The organism is Acinetobacter sp. YH12239 (genome assembly GCF_013417635.1).
Classification (GTDB): domain Bacteria; phylum Pseudomonadota; class Gammaproteobacteria; order Pseudomonadales; family Moraxellaceae; genus Acinetobacter.
On sequence record NZ_VPDP01000003.1, the window covers coordinates 1 to 12,705 of the forward strand.

Consider the following 12,705-nt stretch of genomic DNA (forward strand, 5'->3'; position numbering starts at 1 on the left):
AGTTTATGCACGAGTCGTGGTGCAGTACATGATTTCGAGCTCTTCAAACGCAACCTGAATCAAATTCCTAAAGGGTCTTTTATCCTTGCAGATAAAGGCTATCAAGGGATTTATAAGGTGTATCTAAATAGTCTAGTGCCATTAAAAGCAAAAAAGCACTGTAAACTAGAACCTGAGTTAAAAGTTTACAATCAAGAAATCAATAAAAGAAGAATTGGGATTGAGCATGTATTTGGGACTTTGAAGACCTTCAAAATCCTTGCTGAGCGATATCGCAACCGTGGCAAAAGATTGGGATTGAGATTCAGTTTAATCGCAGGGATTTATAATTTAGAACTGAGTAAAAAATGATTTATGAAAGAACCCTTTATTTTATTTTGTATTTATACACGTCATCACAATGGATTTATACGTCATGATATGGTGAAACATATTATGAAAATTCACCCTGTATTAAAGGAAAATGACTTTGTAATTCCTTATATTTTTCTTTTGCTAGGTGAGTATGTTTTAGAAATTATTGAAGATCTCTACCTATATATAAATGCAAACAAATTTGTTATTAAAAAATTTATTCAGGAAAACAAGAAGTTCAGCTATATCACTTATCAAAGATCTGTAAGTTATTGGAACGAATATTATCGCCTTTCTAGATATAAATATTTACATGACTACCCTGCTAAAAAAGTTTTTGATCTTTTTCCTTTTGTATATAGAAGATAATCTTAAATTTAAAAGCAATAAAACCCTCATACAGCCATCAAAAAGAACAAATACATTTCTACATTATTTATTATAAGAAAACATCCCTCCTCTAATATGAGGGATTTTGGACTATTTAGATTCTGACTTTGGATGCAGCTTTACCATCATCTTAGAATACCCACGAACAAAATTAGATTGAACAATTTCAGGTTCTTCAAGCACTTCAATTCTGTCATAACGTTTGAGAATCTCCTCCCACAGAATGGTCAGTTGCATCTCAGCCAAACGACTACCCATACATCGATGAATTCCATACCCAAAAGACAGATGTTTTTTTACATTCTCACGATCAATAAGAAATTCGTCCGCATTCTCAAACACAGTTTCATCACGGTTAGCAGACGCATACCACATAACAACTTTGTCACCTTTACGGATATACTGACCTTTATAAATTAGATCTTGAGTCGCTACACGGCGCATATACGCCAATGGTGTCTGCCAACGAATAATCTCACTAACCATATTAGGCAACAGATCAGGATTATTCTTCAGCTTGTCTAATTCCTGAGGGAACAAATGCATTGCATAAACCCCGCCCGACATCGAGTTACGAGTCGTGTCATTCCCACCAACAATTAACAATGCTAAATTACCTAAAAACTCTAAAGGTCGTTTGATTATGTCTTTGGTCGCCTCACTCCGAATAAGCATACTCATCAAGTCAAAAGTTGAAGCTTCACCTGCTTTTATACGTGCAGCCTTATCATGCCAGAGTTGAGACAAATCTCTCACCATCTCTTTTAGACCATCAAAAGTATTTTCAATGGTCATCGTACCGCCTGTCGTACCTGGCGATGAGGATGCAATTTCAGACCAATACACCAATTTACGTCGTTCTTCGTAAGGAAAATCTAACAATGTCGCCAACATTCTTGAGGTCAGTTCAATTGAAACCCGATCTACAAAGTCGAAAGCTTCATTTAAAAGCAAGTGATCAAGTACGTCTTGGGTACGTGTCCGAATCAAGCTTTCCATGTCTTTTAAGTTTTTTGGTACAAAAACCCCCTGCACAGCTTTACGCTGAATATCATGCTTCGGTGGATCCATCGCAATAAACATTTCAAGCTCTAAACCTTGCGGTTGCTCACCCAACATAATGATCGGTTCTGAAGAGAAGAGCTGATGATTTTTATCAACGTACATGACATCTTCGTACTGTGTCATCGACCAAAAAGGACCAAATAAACTGTTTGATTGATAATGTATCGGTGCATCTTTCCGTAATCGTTTAAAAGTATCCTTCCATACACCTTGCTTGTATAAAAAAGGGCTACTGACATCAAGCTCTTGTAAGGGGCAAACATTTGGATCTGGAAGTTGAGTTTCTTCAATTTGATCAAAATCAGGATTCTTAAATAAGCTACTTTTTAATTTATGGTATACATGGGCAGCTTTGATATGATTTTCTAAGGGAATATAGCGAGCGCTAAAATTCACCAAATCTACTCGAACAGCATTCATTTTTTTGACAAAATTATTCATGACAATGTGTCCTATGTGATCTCATCTTTAAATTTATATTCAGCCTTTATTCCATTAAGCTGATGATCTGTGTTTGAGCATAGAATTTTAAAAATACACAATCAGGTCATTTTTTGACATTAATAAGTCATTTTTTGACATTCTTTTTATCCAAATTAGCAGCTCTAATGAGGCTAGATTTAAGAAAGATCAGTATCACGCTATCTGGACTTGAGTATGATTTCTAAAGGAATAGAACATAGCAATCAGGACAATAATGCAATTCGGGCATTGATTCCCTGCGCCTATGTCAGAATTATTGCGCAACAATTGGGAGGTGGGCTGCGTGTATTCCCAACTTTATTGAATGGCACATCACTGACTGCTGAATTTATTCAACAAGAAGATTCTCGGATTTCAGCATCTGATTTTATTCGTATATTTGAAAATGCATTGAACATGACAGATGTTCCCGATTTCGGTTTAGAACTTGGGCATCGCCTTAAACCCACGACTCATGGCGCAATGGGCTTTTTGATGCACAGTTGCCCAAACCTTTATGCTGCACTTGAAGCGATTCAACATTATCTACCTACTCGAATTGGATTTGCAGAAGTCATTCTCGAAAAGCGTGATCAGCAGATGAATTGTAAAATTCACTTTAATATCGATTGCTCCACCCTTGTATATCAAAGCATGATCGAGTCTTGCATGGTGGTATTTAAAGAGTGTGCTGAATTTATTTTAGGTAAGCCATTAACTGAGGCGAAGTTGCTTTTTAGCTATCCTAAACCTACTTACCATGCTGCTTATACAAAAATTTTTCAATGTGATTTCGCATTTTCACAATCTTTTGATGGCATTCAGATACCTTTATCTGTGTGTAAAATCCCGAATGCTTCAGCAAGTCAGGAGAACTATCTCATTGCAAAAAAACAATGTGAAAATGTACTTAAGGAACTTCTTACACCCCAAAATACTTATCAGTTTCGTGTCAAAAAAATACTGATTGAGCATTTATCAGATCCCAAAAATGAATCTGAGATTGCCGCTTCATTATTCATGAGCAAACGTACCTTAGCTCGTCATTTAGAAAAAGAAGGTTTAACCTTTAAAGAGGTCAAAGATCAGGTGCTTGCACAACAAAGTGCTTATTTTCTTGAGCATACGCAACTCACGATTGAAACAATTGGTATGCTTATTAATTATCACGATGCCTCAAATTTCAGACGAGCATTCAAGCGTTGGTTTGGTATGACCCCTAGCCAATATCGGCAGAAATACAATAATGATCTTACCAAGCAAATTTCTAAATTAAATTAAATCCATATTATTCATATTGATATATTAAATCATTATAAGGTGTTCGGCTGATAACGGGTCTTTCTAATTTTAAACACTCAAATTATAAGTATGATATTTAAAGTTTATTTATACATTCTCATAAATTGTATATGATGCTTTATGCTAAGCTAGTTCATTAACATCACTATATTGAATAAAAAAAAATTGTTATCATCAACCAACTTTTTTGTTATCAATGCTTAAATAATTGATAGCTAAATACCGAATTATCTCTAGCAGATGAATAGGTTGAAATGCTCTTTAAACAAGGACAGTTCATTTCACTATTCATCTCACTGCATATGTAAGTTGAAGATTGTTTCAACATACTCAGGAAATATCATGAAGAAAATTCTTGGTTTAGTTTTGGGCCTATCAGTGGGTATCGCTGGATGCTCAAAACAAGATGCTCCAGAAACCGCTGCAAACAACACGAATAAAGATTCAGTTCAAACCATTACAATCGCTTCTACAGGTTCAGATGCAGATATCTGGAAGTTCATTGCTAAATTGCCAGAAACTGAAGCTGCAGGTTTAAAGTTAGATGTTAAAAACTTTACTGATTATGTTTCAATGAACACTGCGGTAGCCAATAAAGAGATTGATATCAATGCCTTCCAATCATATGCATATATGGTTGCATACAATGATGCTAATACTCAAAAAATTGCGCCATTATCTACGACTTATCTTGAGCCAATGGGGATTTACTCAAGCAAAGTTAAAAATTTAAATGATTTCAAAACAGGTTCGACCATTGCAATTCCAAACGATGGTGCTAATGAATCACGTGCCCTTTTATTATTGCAATCTGCTGGTTTAGTAAAGTTAAAACCTCAATTTGACTATGTCAAAGGCACAACTTCTGATGTAACTGAGAATCCTAAACAAATCACCATCAAACCGATTCAAATGGCAACTGCGGTACGTGTGAAAGATGAAGTGGATGCCATTGTATTAGGCAACACCTTAGCAATGGAAGGTGGTCTGAACGTATTAAAAGATGCGATCTACTACGAGCCAATTGATCAAAGTACAAAAATGAATGTGAATGTACTGGCTGTAGCTGAAGGCCGTCAGAATGATCCTGTATTGCAAAAGGTAGGTCAGCTATATCATACAGATGCAGTTAAGCAATATGTGAAAGAAAACTTTGGTGGCACTAAAGTTAATGTTGATAAACCAACGACATATCTCACAGAAGCTCAATAATTCTAGACTTCTGTATTTTTAACAGGCAAATTTAATTTGCCTGTTTTTCATTTTTAATAGTTCTTGACGTTATGATTGAATTTAAAAATATTAGTAAACATTATCAGCTCAAAGGCCAAACTATTCACGCCTTAGACAATATTAATCTGACGATTCCAGATGGAAGTATCTTCGGAATTATAGGCTATAGTGGTGCAGGTAAAAGTACACTGATCCGTTTGATCAATTTACTAGAAAGACCCAATCAAGGTCAAATGATCATCCACGGTCAAGATTTTACTGCTTTGAGCGCTTCAAAATTACGTCAAGAACGCGCCAATATTGGTATGATTTTCCAACATTTCAATTTATTACAAACCAAAACCGTTGCAGCCAATATTGAAATGCCAATGAAACTTCTTGGCTGGAGTAAAGCTGAGCGTCTAAAACGCTTAGATGAGCTACTTGAGTTTATCGATTTAAAACATAAACGCGATGCTTTTCCAGATGAGCTTTCTGGTGGTCAAAAACAGCGTGTAGGTATCGCTCGGGCACTTGCCAATCATCCAAAAATTCTACTCTGTGACGAAGCAACATCAGCGCTTGATCCTCAAACGACAAAGTCTGTACTTGCCCTTTTGAAAAAAATCAATCAAGAGCAAGGAATCACCATTGTTATGGTTACGCATGAAATGGATGTTATTGAGTCGATTTGCGACTTTGTTGCAGTTATGGAACAAGGCAAAGTGATTGAACACGGCAGTACTCTCGATATCTTTAGTCAACCTCAACACCCGACGACCAAAACATTTATTCAAACTGTTTTACAGCAGCAATTACCTATCAATATTTTAAATAACTTAGAAAATCAAAATCACCACAGTATTTATAGCTTGCAGTTCTTAGGTACTTCGGCCCAAGAAACTGTTGTACAAGCTGCCATTAAACGATTTGATATTAGTCTCAATATTTTATTTGCCAACATGACCGAAATTAATGGCGCTGTGATTGGGCAAATGTTTGTACAATTACTGGGTGACCCAGACATTATTCAAGAAACCATCAGCTTTTTCCAACAACATGGCGTTAAAGTTGAGCAATCAGGAGTACGTGCATGAGAGATATGATTGTTCAATGGCTAACAGAAATTACTGAACCTTTTTGGAAAAGCTCGCTTTCAATTGATCAATTTGTGACAGCCCTACAAGAAACCTTCCATATGGTTTTCTTTGCAATGCTATTCGGTACGATTTGGGGTTTAATTCAAGGGATAACCCTACTCATTACACGACCAAACGGGATTTTAGCCAATCGTGTGATTTACTATGGATTAAACCCTATTGTGAATGCATTACGTTCCCTCCCGTTTATTATCCTCCTGATCGCGGTTATTCCACTTACAAAAATGATTGTGGGTACTTCTATTGGGACATGGGCAGCTATTGTTCCTTTAACCATTTATGTAGGACCTTATATTGGTCGTCTGGTTGAAACTTCACTACTTGAAGTCAACGAAGGTATCGTGGAGTCAGCGCAAGCTATGGGCGCAACACCACTACAAATTATTTTCAAGTTTATTCTGCCTGAGGCACGTAGCTCCCTCATTCTCAATTTAACTACAGCTGCAATCAGCTTAATTGGTGCAACAGCCATGGCTGGCGCGGTCGGTGCAGGCGGCATTGGTGATCTTGCGATCTCCTATGGTTATCAACGCTTTGATACCAGTGTCGTTATACTCACCGTCATTGTTCTTTTAATACTGGTACAATTGGTGCAAATGACAGGCGAAAAACTCGCCAAAATGCGATAGTAAATTAAAAAAAGATCTCAAATGAGATCTTTTTTTATCATCAATCCATCCAAAGTGAAGCGATTTTTTCCATTAATTGCGCACGTAACGGCGCAGTCGGATTGCATGGATTACGCTTTGCTTCATGCGTATAAAACGCTTGCCATTCGCGAATCATTTCCAAACTAACACCTTGGGCCTTTAACTGATGGATTTCTTGCTTGGATATACTTTCTAAGCGTGCTTGAGCACCTTCTGGCCCTGTCGCCCAACCGATAACCCCTTGCCCAAAACTCGGAAGGCTCATTTGGTTAGGTGTTTGAGGAACCGCTTTACGTTCGATTGTCTCATTGACCTTACAGCTGCTTGGACGCTCGTATAAGTGAGACTTTTGCAGTTGATCAACTTGAGAGTTATGCATACAACCAACAAGAATAATCGAACTCATCACTGCGCTGATGCAAGCACTCAATCTCACTTTTATCTTCATTTACTTTTTACTCGAAATTTATTCATCAGATCAGATAATCTTAGGGTCACAACATTGCACCTCATCAAATTCGAAATCAATATTTACAATACATCGCTGTTTAAAATTTGGGGGAATTTTACAATTTGATAAGCTTGATCTAGGATGAGATCAAATAAGTCACATGCTTTAGGATCATTTAGGATGCGTTATCAAGTTCGCGTAATTGATGTTAACAATACGCTACAAAACTATATATGGATTATTGAAGATACTGAAACCCAAGAAATTGCAGTGGTAGACCCTACAGAAGCCAATTTGGTGGTCAACTATTGTGACTCGAATGGTTTAACACTTAAGCAAATATGGCTAACCCACTGGCATAAAGACCATATTGGTGGTGTACCAGAGTTAATCGCGGAAAAAAATATTGAAGTTTATGGTCCACGCGAAGAATTATCTAAAATTCCATTTATCAGTTGTCCACTCAATCATGATGATGAATTTTATTTTAATGACTTAAAACTTGACGTCATCGCTGTTCCTGGCCACACCTTAGGTCATATCGCGATATTTGCAGATGAAATCGACAGTTTATTCTGTGGAGATACCTTATTTGCAATGGGATGTGGACGCCTTTTTGAAGGAACGGCTGAACAAATGTATCAATCACTTAACCGACTTTCAGCGCTCCCTCCAAGAACTCAAGTCTACTGTACCCATGAATACACACTTTCAAATGCACAATTCGCTTTACATGTAGAACCTGAAAATAAGGCACTACAAGAAAGATTTGAGCAAGTCCAGAAACTTCGAGATCAAAATCAAATAACCTTACCTTCCACCATTGAAATTGAACTTGAGACCAATCCTTTCTTGCGCGTCAACAGCGCTGAAGAATTTAAACGTATTCGAGAAATGAAAGACAATTTCTAAATTCAGCACAATTTAACCAAAAATATAGCGGTGTATGACTGAGCGACATTCGCTCAGTTTTTTATCCCTTTAAGATAAAATTTTCTATTCTTTACTTCAACACTTCATAAAAAATTGATCAAATTTCTTCTTTCAATCGCATGAAATATATACATTTTTATAAAATTACAATAAATTTACATTAATTTATGGTCAAGCCCTTTAAAAAGACCATCATTAACCTTATTAATATTTCATTAGTCAAAGGAGTTGTCTCATGAAGAAAGTGGTCAAAGCAAAAAATTTAATTGCGTTCAGAATTTGGTTAGAAAAATTAGGTTATTCCGTTCGAAATTTAAAGGATAACCAAGGCTTCACTTTCAGTTTTAAAAAAGAATATGGTTTAGTGACGTGTGACTTATCTGGAAATACGTTGGCAATGCAATTAGGTGAAGAATTCGAGGATCACTTAAAGGCTTAATTTCAGCTTAATTCAAAGGAATGAATACTGAATAGATCATTTAAATATTAATATCGCCTCTTTGTAGGCGATTTTTTTATGTTTAGATATTTCAGCCTGTATTTATATAAAATATAGGCAATAAAAAAGCAAGGTATCAAACCTTGCCTTAATATGGTGGGGACGGAGAGACTCGAACTCTCACACCTTGCGGCGCTGGAACCTAAATCCAGTGCGTCTACCAATTTCGCCACGTCCCCTTTGAATACTCAATTATATTACTGAGCTTCATAAAACTTGGCAGAGGATCAAGGATTCGAACCTTGACGAACGGTTTTGGAGACCGTCATGCTACCATTACACCAATCCTCTATTTCACTTACTTCGGTCGTTCCACCTAGTAAATTACTTGGTGGGGACGGAGAGACTCGAACTCTCACGCCTTGCGGCGCTGGAACCTAAATCCAGTGCGTCTACCAATTTCGCCACGTCCCCGATGGCTGTGTATATTATAGAGATCATTATCTCATGACAAGCCCTTTTTTTGAAAAACCTTATTGTTTGACTAAATATAAAACAATTATCCATTTTACTGGTTTTTCTTTAGACAAATTCGCTTAATAACTGTTTTAATTGATAAATATTGTTCAATCTTTGTGATTTATTTTTCATCAACATCTGCTGAAGTACTGGTGTTAAGTCAGAAAAAGGCTTAATAATTTCAACTTTTAATTGCTGACAATGCCATTTTGCCCAATCTATATAGCTTTTTTTAGGGATTGAGTACTGATTTAACCATTCCAACCAAATAATGCCGAGTGCATATATATCAGATGCTTGTGATTTTGATTCACCATGAAACAACTCAGGCGCCATATACCTTGGTGTTCCATGCGTAGAAACTTGAGGATGGCACTCAAAGTGAAACATCTGTTCAAAATCAATTAATTTGGGTTGACCATTCAATATTCTAAAATGTTCTCTTTTGAGATCTGCATGAACCAATCCTTGCTCATGAATCGATAGTAATGCATCTAAACTTTGTAATAATAAATTGACCACATTTGAAAACTCATTTTGTCGAGATGTCTGCATTTGGGTATTCACAGAATTTTCTACTTCAAATAGCGGCGCCGCATTTTCAATCAGAATCAATGATGAAGAATCATGTTTTGATGTAGGTGTATTGAATCTACTGTTTTCGTCATACACGATCTCAAACGGCACTAAGATCTTTGAAGAGCCAGTACTGAGTGATTGGTAGTGTTTTATCTCATTGTCGAACCACTGCTCATGCTGTGAACTGATACCCTGCTGTTGTCGCTTAACCCAATACGTTTGGTCGTCTATTTCGATACAATAAATTAGACGACCATACTGCTGACTTTGTTCAGAATTAACTGGTTGCCTGAGCAGAGGCTGAATGGTTTGCCACTGTAGATTGTTTTTCAAGAGATTCATTTTGCTGTTTCAGTTTTGTCAGCATATCCAAACAATGTTCAATGGTTTTTCCTATACGCGCATGTGTTTCAATACTGGACAGTTTTGACCAAGTTGCCCGTTCCCCTTCTCTTTGAAGGACTTTAAACAAATGAGGTCGCGGATTTTGTAACATATAATGATAATGTCGCAGACTATAATTACCTACAATATTTAAATCACCATAATAACGCTGATCAACAATACCATAACCATGATCCAATAGTCGTCTAATCGTCGGCACACTGCCCATTCGGTCACGAGTGAAATTCATGACATCCATCGCAATCGTTTTACCATGTTTACGCACTAAACGTTGCGGCCAGCTGAGTAGATCTGTTCTAAAACGCTCCGCATCACTTTGCATGAATGGCACAATATGTGGATTCACCTGACTGGCAATGGTGTAATTAATATTGTAAAGACGAGCCATTTTCTCTTGTGGAAAATCACTTTTCACACTGCCATCCACCCAACGAATACTTGCCAAGTATGGTGTATGCACCCCATCATAACGCTTACTGGTCAGTCGTACTGGAGGAAATAAGATAGGAACCGCACATGATGCCAATACTGCACTCCACACCAGTAAATCTGGCGCAGTATATTTATTCATGATACGAGCATCTTCCTGAGCGACATCATAAGGTGCGACACTGATATTAATATCAAGTCCAGACTTTTCATACGCTTCTTGAAATGTTAAGTCTCCTAAATTTTCCACTAAAAATTTCTTAAGATATCGCACATCAGCAATACCACCATTTCCTCTAAGCAACTCTTTAAAACTTCTGAAGTGAAATGCCTCGCTATAAAAGCTCTCTCCTGTCAGCAGCTGATCAATATCTTTTTGATCAGAAACGCCTAACATCGCCGTCATTAACGCACCAGCACTTGAACCTGATAGAACCTTCGGCATCAGATCTTGTTCCATCAGTGCCTTACACACGCCTGTATGAAACAAACCTAAAGATGCCCCACCAGAAAACATCATTGCAGGTTGACCATAGGTCAGTTGACAATTTTTAAAGAAATCAAATTTTTCTTGATGCGTCAAACCTGAACATTCATCTGAAGCGATATAAATTAAACTTTGTGAAACCTCTTCAATATAGTCCTCAATGAGTTTCTTAGTGCCAATATATGTTTGTGTGAACAGCATGGGATGACCAATATTGGCGACATCATGACTCAGGCCTTCTCGCAATATATAGATCAGATCAATTACACGATGATTCAGCTTGTAACGGCGTAAAAGATTTAAACGATGTGATATAATTTCAGCATCAAAATAGGGTGAAGTATTATCAAATTTCCATTCTTGAGCGCCTGTTTCCTCATCCAGCTTTAAGGCAATGTCCTTCCACTCTTCATAGCTCTCCGCACGTTCAAGCTCATGTTGCATTTTTTTAATTCGATACGCCTGATGCGGATTAATTTGACTACGAGTGCCTAAAACCATTGAGCTAGTCCTTTGATTTTATTAATTCAATTAGTTTTGTTTAGTTTTTAAACTATGCAAAAAAAGCAGAAAATAATCAACTTAATAAAATTTATTTCTTGTATCGACCAGTCATCATAGATTTATCCCTTAGATCAGTTCACATCGCTGTCGTCATCATGTAGATTAAACTTGATTTTATTGAATTGTATTTCACAAATACCTATGGCGACTCTAGAACTACCAGATCAACTGTTAACAAAAATTTCTCAACTTATTGATCAACTTAATCACACATTGTCTGAACCGAGTCAGGAAATTGATTTCTCAGCACTAGGATACAAATGGCAAAATAAACGGTTAATCGCCATTCAAAAACCTAAAATGATTCATCTTGATGATCTAAAAGGTATCGAAAAACAAAAAGAAAAAATACTGCAAAACACTGAACAATTTTTACAAGGTTTACCTGCAAACGATATTTTATTGACTGGATCTCGTGGAACCGGAAAATCATCTATTGTGAGATCTTTACTGTCTAAATATGCTGACCGTGGTTTACGCATCATTGAAATTGAGCGTGATGATCTGTCAGACCTACCAGAAATACAAAAAATTATTGAAGATCGTCCTGAAAAATTTATCGTGTATTGCGATGACTTAGCCTTTAATGCTGAGGACGAAAATTATCGTAGTTTAAAAAGTGTGTTAGATGGCTCACTTGAGTCAGGTTCTGGCAACTTTATTATTTATGCGACCAGTAACCGCCGTCACCTACTCCCAGAATTTATGCATGAAAACACTCCGATCACTAAAGTAGACGTGCCTCAATACACTGAATTACATCCACAAGAAGCGATCGAAGAAAAAATCTCATTGTCTGATCGTTTTGGTCTTTGGCTTTCGTTCTACCCTATGGATCAAAATCTTTATTTAGAGATTGTAGAGCACTACTTAAAAAAATCTGATATTGAAATGACACCTGAAGTACGTGCTGAAGCGCTACGTTGGTGCCAAGCCAGAGGTCAACGCTCAGGTCGTTCTGCATTCCAATTTTCAAAGCATTGGATCGGCTCTACTCAATTAAAGCGTGATTAAGCATTTACATCAGCTTCTGCAATAAGAAACTAAGATGGAATGACATCTTAGTTTCTCGACTTTCACTCTTTAAGCTAAGTTATTAGCTTTTATTACGATAAAAGTTAATAAATTATTCATGAATAATTATAAAGATAAAATTAACAATTTAACTCATTGCTCTCTATCGATATCAAAAAATTTTAAATAAAAAAATCTCAAATATTACTTTAAGTTATTAATTTAAATAAAATTTATTATATAAATAAAAATTAAAAAAATAATTTAAATTTGAAACAATATAACATAAC

13 protein-coding genes and 3 tRNA genes are annotated in these 12,705 nt (G+C 36.5%); 9 read left to right on the plus strand and 7 right to left on the minus strand.

All coding sequences use genetic code 11. The features are described from left to right. On the plus strand, window positions 1-351 hold a 351-nt coding region (locus FTV17_RS04160), incomplete at its 5' end, for a transposase family protein (protein ID WP_179998297.1). Window positions 352-435: 84 nt separating this feature from the next. Further along, window positions 436-723 carry a hypothetical protein gene (locus tag FTV17_RS04165; RefSeq protein ID WP_179998298.1) on the plus strand — a complete coding sequence of 96 codons (288 nt, stop codon included), beginning with the start codon at window positions 436-438 and terminating at the stop codon, window positions 721-723. A 111-nt stretch (window positions 724-834) separates the two neighbouring features. On the opposite strand, the gene FTV17_RS04170 is transcribed toward FTV17_RS04165, so the two are convergent. Continuing rightward, window positions 835-2,229 carry a cytochrome P450 gene (locus FTV17_RS04170; RefSeq protein WP_179998534.1) on the minus strand — a complete coding sequence of 465 codons (1,395 nt, stop codon included), beginning with the start codon at window positions 2,227-2,229 and terminating at the stop codon, window positions 835-837. 237 nt (window positions 2,230-2,466) lie between these two features. Between FTV17_RS04170 and FTV17_RS04175 the strand changes: the two genes are divergently transcribed. From FTV17_RS04175 to FTV17_RS04190, 4 genes are all read left to right on the plus strand, one after another. After that, window positions 2,467-3,552, plus strand: a complete 1,086-nt coding sequence (locus tag FTV17_RS04175) for an AraC family transcriptional regulator (RefSeq protein WP_179998299.1) — start codon at window positions 2,467-2,469, stop codon at window positions 3,550-3,552. 363 nt (window positions 3,553-3,915) lie between these two features. After that, window positions 3,916-4,785 carry a MetQ/NlpA family ABC transporter substrate-binding protein gene (locus FTV17_RS04180; RefSeq protein WP_179998300.1) on the plus strand — a complete coding sequence of 290 codons (870 nt, stop codon included), beginning with the start codon at window positions 3,916-3,918 and terminating at the stop codon, window positions 4,783-4,785. A 71-nt stretch (window positions 4,786-4,856) separates the two neighbouring features. Beyond that, window positions 4,857-5,882, plus strand: coding sequence for a methionine ABC transporter ATP-binding protein (locus FTV17_RS04185; protein WP_179998301.1), 1,026 nt, complete (start codon window positions 4,857-4,859; stop codon window positions 5,880-5,882). Beyond that, window positions 5,879-6,574 carry a methionine ABC transporter permease gene (locus FTV17_RS04190; RefSeq protein ID WP_179998302.1) on the plus strand — a complete coding sequence of 232 codons (696 nt, stop codon included), beginning with the start codon at window positions 5,879-5,881 and terminating at the stop codon, window positions 6,572-6,574. Before FTV17_RS04185 ends, FTV17_RS04190 begins: the two co-directional genes overlap by 4 nt. Before the next feature lie 40 nt (window positions 6,575-6,614). On the opposite strand, the gene FTV17_RS04195 is transcribed toward FTV17_RS04190, so the two are convergent. After that, window positions 6,615-7,001 carry a DUF4951 domain-containing protein gene (locus FTV17_RS04195; RefSeq protein ID WP_257219884.1) on the minus strand — a complete coding sequence of 129 codons (387 nt, stop codon included), beginning with the start codon at window positions 6,999-7,001 and terminating at the stop codon, window positions 6,615-6,617. 225 nt (window positions 7,002-7,226) lie between these two features. Between FTV17_RS04195 and gloB the strand changes: the two genes are divergently transcribed. Both gloB and FTV17_RS04205 read left to right on the plus strand, forming a co-directional pair. Continuing rightward, window positions 7,227-7,958 carry a hydroxyacylglutathione hydrolase gene (gloB, locus tag FTV17_RS04200; protein WP_179998304.1) on the plus strand — a complete coding sequence of 244 codons (732 nt, stop codon included), beginning with the start codon at window positions 7,227-7,229 and terminating at the stop codon, window positions 7,956-7,958. Between the two features lie 256 nt (window positions 7,959-8,214). Further along, the gene (locus FTV17_RS04205; protein ID WP_035267651.1) at window positions 8,215-8,418 is read left to right on the plus strand and encodes a hypothetical protein; all 204 of its coding nucleotides are present in this window, start codon (window positions 8,215-8,217) and stop codon (window positions 8,416-8,418) included. 154 nt (window positions 8,419-8,572) lie between these two features. Here the strand turns inward: FTV17_RS04205 and FTV17_RS04210 are convergent. From FTV17_RS04210 to FTV17_RS04230, 5 genes are all read right to left on the minus strand, one after another. Then, window positions 8,573-8,657, minus strand: a tRNA-Leu gene (locus FTV17_RS04210). A 38-nt stretch (window positions 8,658-8,695) separates the two neighbouring features. Further along, window positions 8,696-8,769 (minus strand) — tRNA-Trp (locus FTV17_RS04215). A gap of 38 nt (window positions 8,770-8,807) precedes the next feature. Then, window positions 8,808-8,892, minus strand: a tRNA-Leu gene (locus FTV17_RS04220). A 108-nt stretch (window positions 8,893-9,000) separates the two neighbouring features. Beyond that, a complete protein-coding gene (locus FTV17_RS04225; RefSeq protein ID WP_179998305.1) occupies window positions 9,001-9,849 on the minus strand; it encodes a protein kinase in 849 nt (282 codons plus the stop codon). Continuing rightward, on the minus strand, window positions 9,794-11,338 hold the full coding sequence (locus FTV17_RS04230; protein ID WP_179998306.1) for a DUF3336 domain-containing protein: 1,545 nt from the start codon (window positions 11,336-11,338) through the stop codon (window positions 9,794-9,796). The genes FTV17_RS04225 and FTV17_RS04230 overlap by 56 nt, the downstream gene beginning before the upstream one ends. Window positions 11,339-11,542: 204 nt before the next feature. Between FTV17_RS04230 and FTV17_RS04235 the strand changes: the two genes are divergently transcribed. Next, window positions 11,543-12,415, plus strand: a complete 873-nt coding sequence (locus FTV17_RS04235) for an ATP-binding protein (protein ID WP_179998307.1) — start codon at window positions 11,543-11,545, stop codon at window positions 12,413-12,415. The last annotated feature ends 290 nt before the right edge of the window (window positions 12,416-12,705 follow it).

Bases quoted from the DNA above. Each gene is read 5' to 3' on its own strand.
- FTV17_RS04165 (WP_179998298.1), top strand. From the start codon at position 436: ATGAAAATTCACCCTGTATTAAAGGAAAATGACTTTGTAATTCCTTAT.
- FTV17_RS04170 (WP_179998534.1), bottom strand. From the start codon at position 2,229: ATGAATGCTGTTCGAGTAGATTTGGTGAATTTTAGCGCTCGCTATATT.
- FTV17_RS04175 (WP_179998299.1), top strand. From the start codon at position 2,467: ATGATTTCTAAAGGAATAGAACATAGCAATCAGGACAATAATGCAATT.
- FTV17_RS04180 (WP_179998300.1), top strand. From the start codon at position 3,916: ATGAAGAAAATTCTTGGTTTAGTTTTGGGCCTATCAGTGGGTATCGCT.
- FTV17_RS04185 (WP_179998301.1), top strand. From the start codon at position 4,857: ATGATTGAATTTAAAAATATTAGTAAACATTATCAGCTCAAAGGCCAA.
- FTV17_RS04190 (WP_179998302.1), top strand. From the start codon at position 5,879: ATGAGAGATATGATTGTTCAATGGCTAACAGAAATTACTGAACCTTTT.
- FTV17_RS04195 (WP_257219884.1), bottom strand. From the start codon at position 7,001: ATGAGTTCGATTATTCTTGTTGGTTGTATGCATAACTCTCAAGTTGAT.
- gloB (WP_179998304.1), top strand. From the start codon at position 7,227: ATGCGTTATCAAGTTCGCGTAATTGATGTTAACAATACGCTACAAAAC.
- FTV17_RS04205 (WP_035267651.1), top strand. From the start codon at position 8,215: ATGAAGAAAGTGGTCAAAGCAAAAAATTTAATTGCGTTCAGAATTTGG.
- FTV17_RS04230 (WP_179998306.1), bottom strand. From the start codon at position 11,338: ATGGTTTTAGGCACTCGTAGTCAAATTAATCCGCATCAGGCGTATCGA.
- FTV17_RS04235 (WP_179998307.1), top strand. From the start codon at position 11,543: ATGGCGACTCTAGAACTACCAGATCAACTGTTAACAAAAATTTCTCAA.